Annotated in this window: 21 protein-coding genes and 2 tRNA genes; 7 read left to right on the forward strand and 16 right to left on the reverse strand. The window is 56.9% G+C overall.

What is annotated here, in order from left to right; genetic code table 11:
- Positions 1 to 426: 426 nt before the first annotated feature.
- The 4 genes from PSJ8397_RS10300 to PSJ8397_RS17025 all read right to left on the reverse strand — a co-directional run bounded on the left by PSJ8397_RS10300 (position 427) and on the right by PSJ8397_RS17025 (position 2,623).
- Positions 427 to 975 (reverse strand): YaeQ family protein, encoded by a 549-nt coding sequence (locus PSJ8397_RS10300; RefSeq protein WP_085864527.1) that lies wholly within the window; start codon positions 973 to 975, stop codon positions 427 to 429.
- 147 nt (positions 976 to 1,122) lie between these two features.
- Positions 1,123 to 1,953, reverse strand: a complete 831-nt coding sequence (locus PSJ8397_RS10305; RefSeq protein ID WP_085864528.1) for a heparin lyase I family protein — start codon at positions 1,951 to 1,953, stop codon at positions 1,123 to 1,125.
- Between the two features lie 64 nt (positions 1,954 to 2,017).
- Positions 2,018 to 2,470, reverse strand: coding sequence for a hypothetical protein (locus tag PSJ8397_RS10310; RefSeq protein WP_085864529.1), 453 nt, complete (start codon positions 2,468 to 2,470; stop codon positions 2,018 to 2,020).
- Complete coding sequence (locus PSJ8397_RS17025) at positions 2,471 to 2,623, reverse strand: hypothetical protein (RefSeq protein WP_159453125.1); 153 nt, start codon at positions 2,621 to 2,623, stop codon at positions 2,471 to 2,473. It abuts the gene before it with no gap.
- A 138-nt stretch (positions 2,624 to 2,761) separates the two neighbouring features.
- Between PSJ8397_RS17025 and PSJ8397_RS10315 the strand changes: the two genes are divergently transcribed.
- Positions 2,762 to 3,094: a helix-turn-helix transcriptional regulator gene (locus tag PSJ8397_RS10315; protein WP_159453126.1), complete on the forward strand. Its 333-nt coding sequence runs from the start codon at positions 2,762 to 2,764 to the stop codon at positions 3,092 to 3,094.
- 266 nt (positions 3,095 to 3,360) lie between these two features.
- Here PSJ8397_RS10315 and PSJ8397_RS10325 read toward each other — a convergent pair whose 3' ends face one another.
- Positions 3,361 to 3,708, reverse strand: coding sequence for a DUF3768 domain-containing protein (locus tag PSJ8397_RS10325; RefSeq protein ID WP_085864532.1), 348 nt, complete (start codon positions 3,706 to 3,708; stop codon positions 3,361 to 3,363).
- Between the two features lie 335 nt (positions 3,709 to 4,043).
- Between PSJ8397_RS10325 and PSJ8397_RS10335 the strand changes: the two genes are divergently transcribed.
- From PSJ8397_RS10335 to PSJ8397_RS10350, 4 genes are all read left to right on the forward strand, one after another.
- Complete coding sequence (locus PSJ8397_RS10335) at positions 4,044 to 4,964, forward strand: LysR family transcriptional regulator (RefSeq protein WP_085864534.1); 921 nt, start codon at positions 4,044 to 4,046, stop codon at positions 4,962 to 4,964.
- A 127-nt stretch (positions 4,965 to 5,091) separates the two neighbouring features.
- Positions 5,092 to 5,802 (forward strand): type 1 glutamine amidotransferase domain-containing protein, encoded by a 711-nt coding sequence (locus PSJ8397_RS10340; protein WP_085864535.1) that lies wholly within the window; start codon positions 5,092 to 5,094, stop codon positions 5,800 to 5,802.
- An 87-nt stretch (positions 5,803 to 5,889) separates the two neighbouring features.
- Positions 5,890 to 6,702 carry an SDR family NAD(P)-dependent oxidoreductase gene (locus PSJ8397_RS10345; protein ID WP_085864536.1) on the forward strand — a complete coding sequence of 271 codons (813 nt, stop codon included), beginning with the start codon at positions 5,890 to 5,892 and terminating at the stop codon, positions 6,700 to 6,702.
- Between the two features lie 25 nt (positions 6,703 to 6,727).
- Positions 6,728 to 7,168: a VOC family protein gene (locus tag PSJ8397_RS10350; RefSeq protein WP_085864537.1), complete on the forward strand. Its 441-nt coding sequence runs from the start codon at positions 6,728 to 6,730 to the stop codon at positions 7,166 to 7,168.
- A 645-nt stretch (positions 7,169 to 7,813) separates the two neighbouring features.
- On the opposite strand, the gene PSJ8397_RS10355 is transcribed toward PSJ8397_RS10350, so the two are convergent.
- From PSJ8397_RS10355 to PSJ8397_RS17030, 11 genes are all read right to left on the reverse strand, one after another.
- A tRNA-Phe gene (locus PSJ8397_RS10355) sits at positions 7,814 to 7,888 on the reverse strand.
- 95 nt (positions 7,889 to 7,983) lie between these two features.
- A complete protein-coding gene (locus PSJ8397_RS10360) occupies positions 7,984 to 8,205 on the reverse strand; it encodes a DNA gyrase inhibitor YacG (protein ID WP_085864538.1) in 222 nt (73 codons plus the stop codon).
- Complete coding sequence (locus PSJ8397_RS10365; RefSeq protein WP_085864539.1) at positions 8,205 to 9,233, reverse strand: ribonuclease E/G; 1,029 nt, start codon at positions 9,231 to 9,233, stop codon at positions 8,205 to 8,207. Before PSJ8397_RS10365 ends, PSJ8397_RS10360 begins: the two co-directional genes overlap by 1 nt.
- The gene (locus PSJ8397_RS10370; RefSeq protein ID WP_085864540.1) at positions 9,230 to 9,811 is read right to left on the reverse strand and encodes a Maf family protein; all 582 of its coding nucleotides are present in this window, start codon (positions 9,809 to 9,811) and stop codon (positions 9,230 to 9,232) included. Before PSJ8397_RS10370 ends, PSJ8397_RS10365 begins: the two co-directional genes overlap by 4 nt.
- Position 9,812: 1 nt before the next feature.
- Positions 9,813 to 10,031 carry a translation initiation factor IF-1 gene (gene infA / locus PSJ8397_RS10375; protein ID WP_008186030.1) on the reverse strand — a complete coding sequence of 73 codons (219 nt, stop codon included), beginning with the start codon at positions 10,029 to 10,031 and terminating at the stop codon, positions 9,813 to 9,815.
- A gap of 120 nt (positions 10,032 to 10,151) precedes the next feature.
- Positions 10,152 to 10,604 carry an arsenate-mycothiol transferase ArsC gene (locus PSJ8397_RS10380; RefSeq protein WP_085864541.1) on the reverse strand — a complete coding sequence of 151 codons (453 nt, stop codon included), beginning with the start codon at positions 10,602 to 10,604 and terminating at the stop codon, positions 10,152 to 10,154.
- 1 nt (position 10,605) lies between these two features.
- Positions 10,606 to 11,085 (reverse strand): UPF0262 family protein, encoded by a 480-nt coding sequence (locus PSJ8397_RS10385; RefSeq protein WP_085864542.1) that lies wholly within the window; start codon positions 11,083 to 11,085, stop codon positions 10,606 to 10,608.
- Positions 11,086 to 11,089: 4 nt separating this feature from the next.
- Positions 11,090 to 12,394, reverse strand: coding sequence for a histidinol dehydrogenase (hisD, locus tag PSJ8397_RS10390; RefSeq protein WP_085864543.1), 1,305 nt, complete (start codon positions 12,392 to 12,394; stop codon positions 11,090 to 11,092).
- Positions 12,395 to 12,530: 136 nt separating this feature from the next.
- Entirely contained in the window at positions 12,531 to 13,007 is a 477-nt protein-coding gene (locus PSJ8397_RS10395; RefSeq protein WP_085864544.1) for a DUF2948 family protein, read from the reverse strand.
- Positions 13,004 to 14,275 (reverse strand): UDP-N-acetylglucosamine 1-carboxyvinyltransferase, encoded by a 1,272-nt coding sequence (gene murA, locus PSJ8397_RS10400; protein WP_085864545.1) that lies wholly within the window; start codon positions 14,273 to 14,275, stop codon positions 13,004 to 13,006. Before murA ends, PSJ8397_RS10395 begins: the two co-directional genes overlap by 4 nt.
- A gap of 5 nt (positions 14,276 to 14,280) precedes the next feature.
- On the reverse strand, positions 14,281 to 14,442 hold the full coding sequence (locus tag PSJ8397_RS17030) for a hypothetical protein (RefSeq protein ID WP_235000681.1): 162 nt from the start codon (positions 14,440 to 14,442) through the stop codon (positions 14,281 to 14,283).
- A gap of 84 nt (positions 14,443 to 14,526) precedes the next feature.
- Between PSJ8397_RS17030 and PSJ8397_RS10410 the strand changes: the two genes are divergently transcribed.
- Positions 14,527 to 14,601: transfer RNA gene (locus PSJ8397_RS10410), tRNA-Thr, on the forward strand.
- Between the two features lie 219 nt (positions 14,602 to 14,820).
- Positions 14,821 to 15,399 carry a YceI family protein gene (locus PSJ8397_RS10420; protein WP_085864548.1) on the forward strand — a complete coding sequence of 193 codons (579 nt, stop codon included), beginning with the start codon at positions 14,821 to 14,823 and terminating at the stop codon, positions 15,397 to 15,399.
- The last annotated feature ends 62 nt before the right edge of the window (positions 15,400 to 15,461 follow it).

Below are 15,461 nucleotides of genomic sequence, written 5' to 3' on the forward strand. Positions count from 1 at the left end.
ATGAAAAAAGCGATCAACTCGTCTGAAGTCTGGAACTTCGAAGACCCTCTCCCCTCCACACCACTTCTTCCAAGTTGGTTCGCTGGGGGGGGGAGAAAAAGCTCTAATCTGTCTGAGTATGGAAGTTCAGCTTTCAGCTTCACTCAAGTCGCCAATGATAATCATCCAAAATCAATGTTCTTGGTTCTTTAAGAAAGCAATGAAACGAAACACAAAATCGATGTTCACGCCAGTTGAGCGTCAGCGAATACTGGATGTGTACAGAAGATTTGTGCGGCATGTGCGCAAGCAGATGCCAAAGCGACCAAGCTTATGATTGCTTATGGATTTGTTTGCGTTCTGTGCCTGATCGGACTGCATTGGCTTCCCGGATATCTTTGCGAAACACAACCAGCACAGGAAAAGGTCTGTGTTCATCAAAGACGCTCAGTGCTTGGCGGCTTTCAATTCCACCGGGTTCACATAGACGATGCTGTCACCAACAGACACCATCACTTCGCCTTCTTGGATATTCACCTGCATCTGCATGCTGCGGCTGGCCAACTCGGCCAGTTGTTTACTCTCTGATTGAGCAAGGTTCATCACCGTGAGGTTATCAAACCGCGTGGTGCTGTTTTTGATCTTTGACCACCACATATCGGCTGGATTGCCGCCATACGAATAGATCATCACGGACTTGGCTTTACCGCAGGATTGGCGGACGATCTTTTCGCTGGGCAAACCCAATGTGATCCATCTGTTGAGTTCACCGCTTAGGCTCTTTTCCCAGATGTCTGGCTCATCATCCGTCGAAAGACCTTTGGTCATTTCCAGCTGTTCATCCGCATTCAACGCAAACGCCAAAATGCGCAGCATCATGCGTTCATCGGTTTCCGAAGGATGCTTGGCCACAGTCAGTTTGTGCGTCTCATAATAGTGACGATCCATATCTGAGACCGAGAGCTCGACTTTGTAGATGGTGGCTTTCTGCGCCATGTTGGCTCCCGATTGCTTGGTTAGGGATGCCTAGTTGGTCTGATGGGTCAGCGAAAGCTCAAAACCAAAGCAGCCAGCAAGTTGAGAAAAACTAACCAAGACTTTCCTCACGAAACTTTTGGCAAAAACTTCCCCAGAAAAACCCCATCACATAGGCGGTTGCTGGCGTGTCCGACGAATGTCCCGATAATACAGTTCTGCTGGTTGAACCCGACGCAAACTATCCGCGTTGGCCAAGTAGATGCCAAAATCAAAGTGGTTCCGCCCCACATGCTCGGGGATCAAGGTGCGCCCGTTGAACTGAACCCTTTGCTGGCCATCCACAAACACACGAACTTCGCCATCATTGCCGGTGCTCCAACGCACGTAGACAACGAAATGTGCCCAACGCCCCTCAATCTCGCGTAGGTCAATCACAGGGATCAACTCATCTGGTTGGCAATCACCATGACGATGCCCAGGGATGATCTGGCTGGTACGCAAATGCAGCACATGGGAGTTCCGCCCACCCCAAATGCCAAAGTTCATGTGAGGGCAAACCCCGTTGTGCCATTGGCCAAATAGATAGTAGCCACGGGTTTGGCGCGGCCCAAAAGGGAACCCGTCGGGGAAACCAATATCCCATTCATACCAAGCTTCACGGGGCTGAATGCGTCCAAAGCGAGTGCCACGATGATTGTTCTCAGCAAGCTCACTGCGCACGGCATTGTAGGAACAATCGCCTTGATCCAGTTGGCTACCGCATTCACCGGTTCTGATTTCGAACCGATGAACTGGACCGTTGCCACCTTCGCCAAATGGATCAGTGCGGATCACGCTATAGCTGTTGGGCAGGTTGCGGTGCTTTTCAAAGAAGGCCCGTCGCGGCCCCGTTTCCATGCTGTTGTAGGTGAACGTCCCGTGGTTTTCCTGTGCATGGATTGCCGATGGTTGGGTTAAACCAAGCAGCAGCACCAAAATCGTGGCGAAAAGTTTCATATGATATCCTTTTGGGCAAAATGCGTGGGATGGAAAACTTGATTAAATCAAGTTTTGTGGCCTGCTAATCGGCCAAGTTGATCGACCGGATGGTGGCATCCCACCGCAGAAACGGATGCAAAGCAGGGTCCACATCATCCAGCTGCAGTACCGGCCAGCATTCGCTCCAAACTTGGCTCACCCTGATGATGCGATCCGTGTTGTCGTATCGGGTGGCCACAGCGCGTGACTGGTTGGGCTGATAACCCCGCAGTTTGAAGCGCAGTCCAGTGATGGCGGTATTCCCACCGTTTCGCACTGTGACCCGCACATGTTCATAGGGACAGTTCTGCGCAAAAGCGGCGGTGATAGTCACGTTCTCAGTGTCTTCAGCAAGCTGATCTGCCCCATATTTGTACAGCGCAGCAATGCAGCAGAGCCCAACAATGAGCCAACGCGGATTGCGGAAACCCCACCCAAAAAGGTGGAACGCCAGCAGTAGGAACAGCGCAACAACAAGACCAGCAAGAACCGCCATTCAGCGAAGTTCACCCGCATAGTTGTTGAGCACCGAACTCCGCCCGTATTGGGCTTCCAGCTTGCGAACCGCATCTGTTTGGTTTGTGGCGTTCACTTGCACTTTGGTGGTCTGCCCATTGCTTAGTCGAACTGTGGCTTCGAAAGTCTTCATCTGCTGCTCCTTGGTGTTCAAAGACGAGTATACTCTAAAATATCGGCTCACAGAGCCGACTATCGCAGCAATAAGCGAAACCACATTACATGGGCAAGTGCTTTACACGGCTTTATATATCATCATATGAGTAAGCAGTTGAAACAAAACATCGGGTTGCGCGTGAAAGCTGCACGAACCCAAAAGGGTCTCACCCAACCACAGTTGGCGGAAGCTATCGACAAGGCGTTCGAGACCATTTCCAACATCGAGCGCGGCAAAACAGCGCCCAACTTTTCCACACTGTATGACATCGCCAACGTGCTGGGTCTCCCCATGCGGGAGTTCTTCGATGTGGATGATGCTGATATCAGCGATGCCCGCCAACGTCTGCTCATGCAGATGAACTCAATGATTGCGCAGATGGATGATCGTCAGCTGAACCTACTGCTGAGGTTGGGCCAGGTGCTGCAAGAGGAAGGCAAAAGCTGAATTTTCCGGGGAAGTTTCCCCAAGAACTTTCCTCACGAAAGTTTTGGTCGGTTCTTCCAGCAGTCATTGCCCGCAAGAACTTGATCAAATCAAGAAATCTACGCGTTTGGATTGCACATCACAGTTCTCGCAGCGGTATTCATCATAGCAGCTGTGGAGCGTCCATTCCTGTGCATTTTCATCCCAACACGCATATGCATCCCGCAGGATATCAGTGGAGCCACATTTGGTGCAGCGTGGCTTTGGCATCTGATCTGGCTCCACCATCACCATTCCCCCGCAAGCATGACGGTGAGCACACGTTTGGTCCTGCTTAGGTCCGTTGGATCATCCGAGCCCATTGAATAATCGTTGTCATACGCGTCAATCTTCCAAAAGCAGGTCTCGCCCAAGTATTCAAAGGTGCCAAAGTCGTGCTCCCCGTGTGGGTCGTTGTCCTCTGTGAACACATTGAACTCACTGACAATCTGGACAATCTCATCGCCATCCACTTTGTTCCGCTTGAGCAACTCAATGATACCAGCGGTGAGGAACCGCATCCCTGGTACGCTGGGATCGCAACGTCGGAACTTGTCGTTCAATTCGGCGATGCGCTGGGATGTAGGTGACGCCATTTGGACCTCATATCGTTGGGTCCAATGCAGTTATTGCGAAATGAATGAGAGAGCGACTGAAGAGTGATCAGTTGGAGCCGACACTGGAGCAAGTCGCAGCTAATGTCAGCGGAGAGCCCAACCTGCGCATTCGGCTTTTTTTGCTGCGTGCGCACGCAGCACAGACCGAGCCGCGTGCGGGCCTTTTTGCACCAAGCACCGCTGCGAAGAAAGCGATCATTTGAGCGGCTCAAGACTTTTCGAAGCGAACGTTTCTTCAGCTTCGCCATTGTGCTTCGGTGAAAAAAATGTTCTAATCTACTGAAAAATATATCAATTCCGAGGCCCTAGTACATTTGAAACTCACACCAAAAACTCCGAATATCGATCATATTGACCTCAAGCTGATATCGGCGCTCATCGCATTGATAGAAGAACGGTCAACGACCCTGGCTGCGCAACGCCTGCATCTGGCGCAATCGACGGTGTCAGGCACTTTGGCGCGGCTGCGTGAGATTTTCGACGACGAGTTACTAGTTCGGCAAGGCCGTGAACTTGTTCCAACTGCGCGGGCAGAAGAGTTGCTCGAGGCCGTCCGCCCACATTACGACGGGTTGGCCGCCGCGCTCGGAGAAGTGAGCGCATTTGATCCAGCTGAAGATGCGCGCGTTTTTACACTCGGGTGCACGGATGCCTTTGCGCTGGCAGCTCTTCCTCGCCTCACGCAGAGCTTGCGTCAGACAGCGCCATATTGCGATCTTTCGGTAAGGGTCGGCGACTATCTGACCCTGCCTGCAATGCTTTCGAGTGGCGACGTGTCGACCGTAGCTGGCTATCTGCGGGACGAGGCCGGAGCAACAGCCAAGACAAGAACCCTTAGGAATGCCCCTTGGGTCGTTCTGCGCAACGCCGACGCACCCGTGATTGACGGGACGGACGATTTCTGCGCGCGTCCTCATGCCCTCGTCACACCCATGGGGGACCTTTCTGGTTTCGTGGATGATCAGCTTGCCTCCATTGACAAGGACCGTCGGATCGTCATTGGCCTGTCCAGCTTTGCCTTGATCCTGCCGACCTTGCCGGGGACCGATCTCATTACGACCGTTCCTGATTTCGTCGCAAACGCCTTAATGCGCCATGCCAACTTCGCTGTAGATCCCTGTCCTGTTGCGGTTCCGCCCGTCAAAAATGCGCTGACTTGGAGCGCGACAGCCCATCGTAACCCCGCAGAGATCTGGTTTCGCGATACGGTCACGAAGGCGTTTGACGAGGCTTAGTACCTGATTTGACGTGATATATCCAAGTATCGGTGTCTCCGATACCGACTATTGGAGCATCCAATTTTTCAAACGGCCATACCGCCTCCATCTCTTTTGCAACCGAAACGCAAAAAGGAGATGTATTATGAGCAAGGTTCTTTTCGTACTCACTTCGCACACCCGAATGGGGAACACGTCAAATCCTACTGGATTCTATTTTGAAGAATTGGCTGCACCATATTGGGCGCTGGTCGATGCAGGCCATGACGTCAGTATCGCCTCGATCAAAGGAGGGGCGGCGGTACATGATCCAAAAAGCCTTGAAGCTGAACCCAGCGATCGCCCGCAATCTGTACGACGCTTTCTTGAGGACAGTGACGCGATGGAGAAGCTGGCAAATACCCCAAACATTGCCGAGATGAATGCAGAAGACTTCGACGCAATCTTTTTGCCCGGTGGTCATGGCACGGTCTGGGATTTCCCCGCAAGCGATGCTCTTGCCACTATCATTGGGCAAATCCACGACGACGGTGGTGTGGTCGCCGCCGTGTGCCACGGTCCCGCGGGCCTGATGAATGCAAAGCGCCACGATGGCAAACCTCTTGTAGAGGGAAAACGCGTCGCTGGGTTCACCGATGCCGAGGAAGAAGCAGTCGAATTGACGGATGTTGTGCCGTTCCTGCTCGAAACCAGGTTACGCGAGTTGGGGGCAATCTTTGAAGGCGCACCAAACTTCACCGAACACGCGGTGCGCGATGGTCGCCTCATTACCGGGCAAAACCCGCAGTCCAGCGAAGCCGTTGGACGGCATTTGGTGAGCGCTCTTGCTGATCGCGACGCTCAATCAGCCGCCTAAACAGACACGTCAAAGCCAGCGTCGCTATCATCGCATGCAAACATGCGGGACGGCTACGCTGTGCATTCAAACGCGGAAGGACATCCCATGGATTTCAATATCGAAACCCGACGCGCACTCGTGACTGGCTCAACCGCCGGGATCGGTTATGCGACTGCGAGGACATTACTGAAGGAAGGGGCGACTGTCATACTGACCAGCCGCACCGAGGAGCGGGCAAATGATGCTCGTGACCGGCTGCTGAAGGAGACGGACGCAGCGCCGGAAAAGGTAGAAATTGCTTTTGGTGATCTTGCGACATCAAAAGGTGCGGAAGCTGTTGTGTCGCAACTGCGCGCAAATGGCCTCCCCGACATTCTGATCAACAACGTCGGGTTCTTTGAGGTCAAACCCATTGATGAGCTCGAGGACGAAGATTGGACAGACATGTTCGAGATCAATGTCATGTCCGGCGTGCGCCTGACCAAAGCGCTTTTCCCTCACATGGCCGAGCAAGGTTGGGGGCGCGTGGTGTTCGTTGCCTCCGAACAAAGCCTCAAGCCAAATCCGGAGATGATGCACTACGCGATGACGAAGACTGCGCAGGTCAGCGTCGCCCGAAGCTTTGCCGAACTTGGCAAGGATCATGGGGTCACTGTTAATTCCGTGCTTGTCGCGCCGACATGGTCCGAAGGTGTGGAAGTCTTTCTTGAACGGGTCGCTGCCGACGCAGGCAAAACCGTCCCCGAAATGCGCGAGGCATATTTCACCGAAGGCGATGGAACGTCCTCTATCATCGCGCGTTTCGCTGATGTGAAAGAAATTGCAGCTCAAATCGCTTTCCTGAGTTCGGATCAAGCGTCGGCCATCACGGGCGCTGCGCAGCGCGTGGATGGAGGCATTGTCCGCAGCTTGTTCTGAACCCGTAATCAAAAGGAGAAAAACAATGGAATATCTACACACGATGGTGCGCGTCGCTGACTTGGACGCATCCCTGGATTTTTATGTCGAGAAATTGGGTCTAGTGGAAGTAAACCGGATCGAAAACGAAGGTGGCCGCTTCACGCTTGTCTTTCTCGCAGCGCCTGGTGATGAAGCTCGCGCGAAAGAGGCTAAAGCTCCGATCGTAGAGCTGACATACAACTGGGACCCCGAGGACTACAGTGGTGGTCGAAATTTCGGCCATCTCGCGTATCGGGTTGATGACATCTACGACCTCTGCAACCGCTTGAACGAGGCGGGTGTCACAATCAACCGCCCGCCACGCGACGGTCATATGGCCTTTGTCCGGTCCCCTGACGGCATCTCAATAGAGCTGCTTCAGAAGGGCGATGCAAAAGAACCACAAGAACCGTGGGCCTCAATGGAAAACACAGGGTCTTGGTAAGAAGCAAGTTAGCCGCACACCGATTACCGGTGTGCGGCATCCGGCGTCAGACTTGCGCGCGACCGACGGTATGGGGAAGAGGTCTCTGACCTGATTTCCAACGACTGGTCTCACGACGCCTGCTGCAATAATAAGCAAGCTGCGCTTTATCAGCTCAGTTTCGGATGACGAATTTCCTTCGTCAGCGACAGGTCCGCTTCGTCCGCATCTCGCTCTTTCAAGAATGTCGCAGCGAAGTCTGCTGCCGCTGAAAAGCCTGATCAAATCAAGTTCACGTAGCACGTCGAACCATGCAAAAACTCGTCAAAAGTTTCGTCACGAAAATTCGTAGTGAGACTTTGCTGCGGAAAGAAATTTATCTTGACAACAACTTGGTCACAAATCGTGAGGTCCACAGACTTTTACGAACAATCCCAATAACTTATCACCACATCATCACTCCCAAAGCACCATAAGCACGGCAAGAAGCGTTGCTAGGCTGCTGTGCTAGAACTGTGCTAGGTGCACGGCGCGGCGCTCACAACTAGCTGTGCTAACAGAGTATTTTCCGACTGTGCTAACACTGTGATAAGGTATTTTGGCGCTTTGAGCGATTTACGCTGCAGCGCAGAAATCCAGCAAGTTACTGTTATTGCTTGATTTAAGTGGTGCCCGGGGGCGGAATCGAACCACCGACACGAGGATTTTCAATCCACTGCTCTACCCCTGAGCTACCCGGGCACCGGTTGGGGCAACGCCCCGTGGGTGAGCGCGTTCTAGAACCGTGCAGCAAGACTGTCCAGCCCCAAATGCGACATATCTGACAAAGGTTTGGATCACGACAGACGAGGGGGCGAATTCCCGTCTTCGTCATCTGTATCGGCGCCCTCGGATGCCTTTTGCATCGCATCCAACAGCTCATCAAAATCATCAGGATTTTGGGACGGGATCGCATAGGATCCGCCCATCCATTTGGCCAGATCCACGTCGGCGCAGCGTTTGGAACAAAACGGACGGTAGCCGTCCGCGGATTTACGATCGCAGATGGGGCACGCCATCAGACCAGCCCAGTTGGAAGCGGCAAACGTTCTCGTTTGCGTTGCAGCTCATAATGGCCCAGCGGGGTCCAGCCCACCAACGTCGTGTCCACCATGTCGGCCTTGAATGCGGCGCGCAACGCGCCTTCGATCTCTCGTCGGTGGGCTTTGGACATCGGCGCCATGTCGATCACGACCTGCCCGCCCAAACCCCGCAATCGCAAGGCCCTTGGCAGTGCACGACAGGCCGACAAATTCGCCTTGAGCGTGGACGCAGGCGAGGTGTCGCCCCCCGTGTTCACATCCACAGCCACCAAGGCCCGCGTGGGTTCGACATACATAAACGCGCCGCCCTCAAGGCCCACGCGCGCCGAGGACAAAGCCCCCATTTGCCCCAACACATCCAGATCCTCGAACGCGCCCGCGTCTGTGACCACCTGCGCAGGCTCCACCCATTCGCGCCAGGCCAGGGCGTGCGGGCCGTCCCCGTCGGTCAAGGCCTCAACCGGGCCCTCCGCGTCGGCCATGACAGTGCCAGCCAGATCATCCATCGCCGCGATATCGTCAATGATATCAGCATCCTGCGCTTCTGCGGCTGAGGAGCGTATGATCAGGCCAAACCCGTCAGACACCCCTGCCTCATGGGCGCAGGCCAGCAGCCGTTCGCGCTGATCATCGTCCTTGATGGATCGGCTGATGTTGATGCCAGGCTTGCCGGGCGTCACAATCGCATAGCGCGATTTGAACAGCACGCGGTCCGTCACCGGCACCGCCTTGCCCTCATCCGCATACCCCGTCACCTGCACCAACAGCGGCTGGCCGGGTTTCAACCCTTTGCCTGCGCGCAAAAACCCCGTCTCACCGTCAGGCAGACGCAGCATCATGCCCCCCATGCCCTTGATCGGGCGGTCACACACGCCGCGAAAAATCGCGCCTGGGCGCGGCGCGCTGTCGTCATCCACCAGCAGGTCGTGCAGCTTGCCATCCACCAACAGCGCCGCTGCCTCTCGGCCCGAAACATGATCCAGAACAATCATCCGGCCCTTCATCGCCACACCTTTATGCCTGCGTTTGCCAACAGATGTGCGGTTTCCACCAAGGGCAAGCCCATCACAGCCGCGAATGACCCGCCGATCCACGGAATGAACGCGCCCGCAGGCCCTTGAATGGCGTAACCACCCGCCTTGCCGCGCCAGTCGTCCGTCGCCAGATACCCGGCGATTTCCGCATCACTCAGCCGCTTCATCTTCACGACGGTCATATTGTCTTTGACGGCAATCCCGTCGGGCGTCTTAACCGAAATGGCCGTAATCACACGGTGCCTGCGCCCCGACAACAGCCGCAAAAACGCCTCAGCCTCCGCCCTGTCTGCAGGCTTGCCCAGAATGCGCCGCCCCACAGCCACGGTGGTGTCTGCGCACAACACAACCTCATCCGCCGCACAGGCCGAGGCCTGCGCCTTTTCCAAGGCCATCCGCCGCACATAATCGCGCGGTGCCTCATCCTTGCGGGGGTCTTCGTTGATATCAGGCGCCCGCACCGCATCCGGCACCAGCCCAAGCTGCGCCAAAAGCTCCAACCGCCGCGGCGAGCCAGAGCCCAAAATCAAACGCGGCGCATCCGCCACCTTATTTGAAACGATAGTTAATCCGACCCTTGGTCAGATCATATGGCGTCATTTCAACCTGAACTTTGTCGCCTGCCAGAACACGGATGCGGTTCTTGCGCATCTTGCCTGCCGTATGTGCGATGATGGTGTGGCCGTTTTCCAGCTCGACCAGGAATGTCGCATTCGGCAGGAGTTCCTTTACGACACCGGGAAATTCGAGCAGTTCTTCCTTGGCCATGGTCTCTCCATCTTAGGTTTGCCGCCCCTTTGGCGGACGGGCACTAAATGCGCCGTGGCGCTGTGGTTTTCAAGTGTTAAGTGTAATGAACGCCAGATGGGTCAAGGGCGCGCCTCATCCCTACCCCGCACCGGTCCCCCATCGGCCAATCAGCCGATCGCGGATTTGATCCCGCGCCTGGCGGTAGGACACCAACCGCGCGTCACGGCTTTCGCCCAGTCCCGTGGGGTCCAGAATAGGCCAGTATTCGACCTGCAAATGAGAATGGCGCGTCAATTCCAACGCTCGCCTCTGGCTGGCCGGCGACAAGGCAACGATCAGATCAAAGGAGGATAAATCATCCCCCCAATCCTCCATCTCATCAAAGGACCGGCTGCGATGGCGCGACAGCTCCACATCCATTTCCTGGCACACGGCGATGGCAAACCCGTCAATCTCCAAATCGGATTTCACGCCCGCTGACTGGATATAAGCCTCTGTTCCATATAGCTTTTTGGTGATCCCTTCGGCCATCGGGGACCGCACCGAATTGTGGTCACAGCAAAACAGAATGGACTGTGGCAACCCGCTCATCTCAGCCCCCGAAATGCAAAACGCAAATAAGGGTGAACAGGCGGCGGGCGGTGTCCGTGTCGACCTCCGCCTTGCCGATCAGCCGTTCCTGAAGGATCCGCGCGCCCTCGTTGTGGATGCCACGGCGGGCCATATCGATCGTCTCGATCTGGCTGGGGGCTGCGGTTTTCACGGCGTCAAAATAGCTTTCGCAAATCTGGAAATAGTCCTTCACCACCTGCCGGAACGGCCCCAGCGACAGATGAAATTCGCCCGCGGCATCCGCCTGTTCGGAGCCAATTTCAAACACCAGCCGTTTTTGGCGAATGGACAGGCCAAGACGGTAAGGGCCAACAGGCACATCGCGCCCCTCACGGGCTGGCAAAACGAAGGAATTTTCCTCCAACAGATCAAACATTGCCACTTTGCGTTCTTGTTCAATCTCGGGCGTGGGCGGCGGCAGGGCGCTGTCGTCCAGCTCTATCTGAATGATCTTCGACATCGCTTCAGTCCCTATTCAGCTGATCCAGCCGCGCCCGCACGCTCAGACCATGGGCCTCCAAACTCTCCGAAATTGCAAGCCGTTCCGCCGCAGGCCCAATCGCCCGCAACGCCTCCGGCGTCATCCGCGCCAGCGTTGTGCGTTTCAGAAAATCCATCACCGACAGCCCGCTGGAAAAGCGTGCCGAACGGGCCGTGGGCAGCACGTGATTGGGCCCGCCCACGTAGTCTCCAATGGCCTCAGGCGTCCAGCCGCCGATGAAAATCGCCCCCGCATGGGTGATCCGGGCCGTGACAGCGTCCGCATCGGCGGTGCAAATCTCAAGATGCTCGGGCGCAATCCGGTCGGACAACGCAACGGCCTCCTCCATATCACGCACGGTGATAATGGCGCCATAGTCACGCCAACTGGGGCCTGCCACAGCCCGCCGTTCCAATGTCTGCAACCGGACGTCCACCGCCTCGGCCACGGCCTGCCCAAACGCCGCATCATCCGTGATCAGAATGCTTTGCGCGCTTTCGTCATGTTCCGCCTGGCTCAGCAAATCCAACGCGATCCAATCGGGGTCATTGTCGCGGTCCGCAATCACCAAAATCTCGGACGGGCCCGCGATCATGTCGATGCCGACCTTGCCAAAGACCCGCCGTTTCGCCGCCGCGACAAACGCATTGCCCGGCCCGGTGATCTTGTCGACGGGTGCGATGGTGCCCGTGCCATAGGCCAGCGCCGCCACCGCCTGCGCCCCGCCCACACGGTAAATCTCGTCCACGCCCGCAATCCGCGCGGCCATCAACACCAACGGGTTCACCGCCCCGTCCGGCGTGGGCACGACCATGGCCAACCGGCCCACACCCGCCACCTTGGCGGGCACCGCATTCATCAACACCGATGACGGATAGGTCGCAATGCCACCCGGCACATACAGCCCCGCCGCCGACACTGGCGTCCAACGCCAGCCAAGCGACGCGCCCGCCGCATCCTCCCAGAATGCATCTTCAGGCATTTGCCGTTCGTGATAGGCGCGTATGCGGTCTGCAGCCAGCTGCAACGCAGCCCTGTCGGCCTCACTCACCTGGCTGCAATAAGCGTCAATCTCAGCGCCCGAAAACCGCAACGTCTCCGCCGTCAACTCCAACCGGTCAAACTTGGCCGTCAGGTCAATCAGCGCGTCATCGCCTCTGCTGCGCACATCCGCGATGATCTCCGCCACCACAGCATCCACATCAGGGCTGTCTTCGCGCTTGGCCCCCAAAACAGCCTGAAACCGGGCTTCAAAATCGACGTCAGACGTGCTCAGAAATTGCGGCATCCACCTCTCCTTTTCCCCGCATCTATCCCGCCGTACGGGTCCATGCAATGCGACCACGCCCGCTTCTTTGGGTCAAAAATACCTAAAACCGCGGCGCAGCCGCGCGGGTCGGATTTGGCGAAGCCAAATTCGATCCCTAGACCTGATGGTCCGGCATTTGGCCCGATGGCGCACGGTATGGCCGTGTCACATCTTTCAACACCACCTCAAGCGCCTCAACCTCCACACGGATCGCACCATCGCCTGCCAACGTCATCTCGACAAAACCCGCGCCATCCTGCGTCGGCTGAAAGACGATGGACAACAGCGACAACACCGTGTCCGCATCGCGCGCGTCAACGCCCTGGGCTTGCACACGCACCACATCTTCGATCACCAATACAGACTGCACCCGCTCATAGGCCCGGCCACGGGCACGGGCGCGGTCCGCATCTTCCCAGCGAAACCGGTTCAAAAGCAGCGCAAACCGCCGCGCCCTGCGGTCCCACTTGATCTCGGACCCAGGGAACACCGCGTCCTGCACAAACCCCGACACCACAGCCAAATCATCGGCATCCAGCGCCTTCAGGCGCAGCGGCGTCTCGGCGCCGTCCTCAAACGTGGCGTCTGTCATTGGCCGGCCACCCGTTCAATCCGTGCGCCGACGCCGCCCAGCTTTCCGGCCACATCCTCATAACCACGGTCCAGATGGTACACGCGGTTCACCTGCGTGTCCCCCTCGGCCGCCAATCCGGCCAAGATCAACGACACCGAAGCCCGCAAATCCGTCGCCATCACAGGCGCGCCCTTCATTTTGTCAACGCCCGTCACACGGGCCGTACCCCCCTGCACGTCGATGTCAGCGCCCATGCGCACCAACTCTGGCGCGTGCATAAAACGATTCTCGAAGATCTTTTCCTCAAGCACCGACGTCCCATCCGCAAAGCACAGCATCGCCATCATCTGCGCCTGTAGATCCGTCGGGAACCCGGGGAACGGCTCGGTCGTCACATCGACGGCGCGGGGCCTGTCGCCCTTCAGCTTCACGCGCAAACCGGCCTTGGTTTCTTCAACCGTCACGCCCGCAGCATCCAGTTTATCCACGAAAGATTGCACCAACGACAACCGTCCGCCCAGACATTCAACCTCTCCACCGGCAATGACCGGGGCCAGCATGTAGGTGCCAAGTTCAATCCGGTCCGTGACCACAGGATGCGTGGCCCCATGCAGGCGATCAACGCCCTGCACGGTGATGGTCGGCGTCCCATCGCCCTCAATCTGCGCGCCCATCTTGCGCAAACAGGTCGCCAGATCCACGATCTCAGGCTCACGCGCAGCGTTGTTGATCACCGTCGTCCCCTTGGCCAGCGTCGCGGCCATCATGATATTCTCGGTCGCACCGACAGAGGCAAACGGGAAATCAATCACCGCCCCCTTCAATTTGCCACCATCGGCCTTGGCGTGCAGATACCCGTCCTTCAAATCAATCTCGGCGCCCATCTTGGCCAGACCATCGGTGTGAATATCCATCGGACGCGCGCCAATGGCACAGCCACCAGGCAACGACACAACCGCATGGCCCTCGCGGGCCAGCAAAGGCCCAAGCACCAGATTGGACGCCCGCATCTTGCGCACGATGTCGTAGTCAGCGGTCGTGTTGATGGCCCCGTGGCACGACATGGTCTGCACCTTGCCGTCCTGCAACGACGTGATCTCGGCGCCAAGGCTTTCCAGCAGCACCGTCATTGTCTTGATGTCGCTCAGGCGCGGGGTGTTGGTCAGCGTCAGCGGCTCATCACTCAGCAGCGTGGCTGGCATCAACGTCAGCGCCGCGTTCTTCGCGCCCGCAATTTCGATCTGCCCCGACAGCGTCTGGCCGCCGCGTACAATAATGGAATCCATGCCTGTTACTCTTTCTTTGGGGCAGACGTATCCGCTGCCTGATCTGCGGCACTTGCCTGTGCCTTGTTGCGCGCCTGTGCCTTCCGGCGGCCCAGATTCGCCTTCAACGCGGCCTTCAATCGGTCTTCGCGTGTCTGGGGGCGGGGGGCGTCGGATTTGCGGCTCATGACGCTTGTTACCGCACAGCGCAAAAACCGTCCAGAGAGGGCTTGCATGGCTGCGCATTTGCGTCTAATCCGCGCCCATCGGTCGCTGCCGTAGCTCAGAGGTAGAGCACTCCCTTGGTAAGGGAGAGGTCGAGAGTTCAATTCTCTCCGGCAGCACCACGTCCCCCGCCCCGTTTTTGACACGTCATGACACCTCCGGTTCGCCAGACCACATCACCAGACCGGGCGAAACCGCGATCAATCTGCGCGTGATCGCGGCTATTCGCGCGCCCCTGTTCACAGACGAACACAAAGTGTTTTATCGCGCCGAATTGTTTTTGCGTCATTTTGGCACACATCTATGCCTACCTTCACATGAAAACGACCAAGGATGTCTCGATGAAATCTCTTCTTCTCTCCTCCGCCGTGGCCCTCGGCCTGGCCTCTGCCGCCTTTGCCGAAACCCAGCAGTATGATCTTGATCCCTCCCACAGTCAGATCGTCTTTTCCTATGATCACCTGGGCTATTCACGCACCACGGGCATGTTTTCGGGCTTCAACGGCACGATCATGTGGGACGAAGCAGATCCCGCCGCCTCCTCCGTTTCCGTTGAATTTCCCGCACAAAGCCTGATCACCGGCTGGCCTGCCCGCGAAGGCCACTTCATGTCTGAGGATTTCTTCAACGCCTCCGCCAACCCCACCGTCACCTTCACCTCCACCGCGATTGAGGTCACAGGCGAAGACACCGGCGTCATCACCGGCGATCTGACGATCAATGGCGTGACCCAGTCCGTGGATCTTGATGCGACCCTGAATGGCGCATCCAACCACCCGATGCAGGAAAAGCCATGGATCGGCTTTGACGCCACCACGACCCTTCTGCGGTCCGATTTCAACATGGGCGCATTCGCCCCCTTCGTGGGCGATGAGATCGACATCTACATCTCCATCGAAGCCGGCATTTCCGACACATAAAACGCCACTCACGCGGAACAAAAAAGGGCGCGGATCACATCAGATCCGCGCCCTTTTCTTTT

Source organism: Pseudooctadecabacter jejudonensis (assembly GCF_900172275.1).
GTDB lineage: Bacteria > Pseudomonadota > Alphaproteobacteria > Rhodobacterales > Rhodobacteraceae > Octadecabacter > Octadecabacter jejudonensis.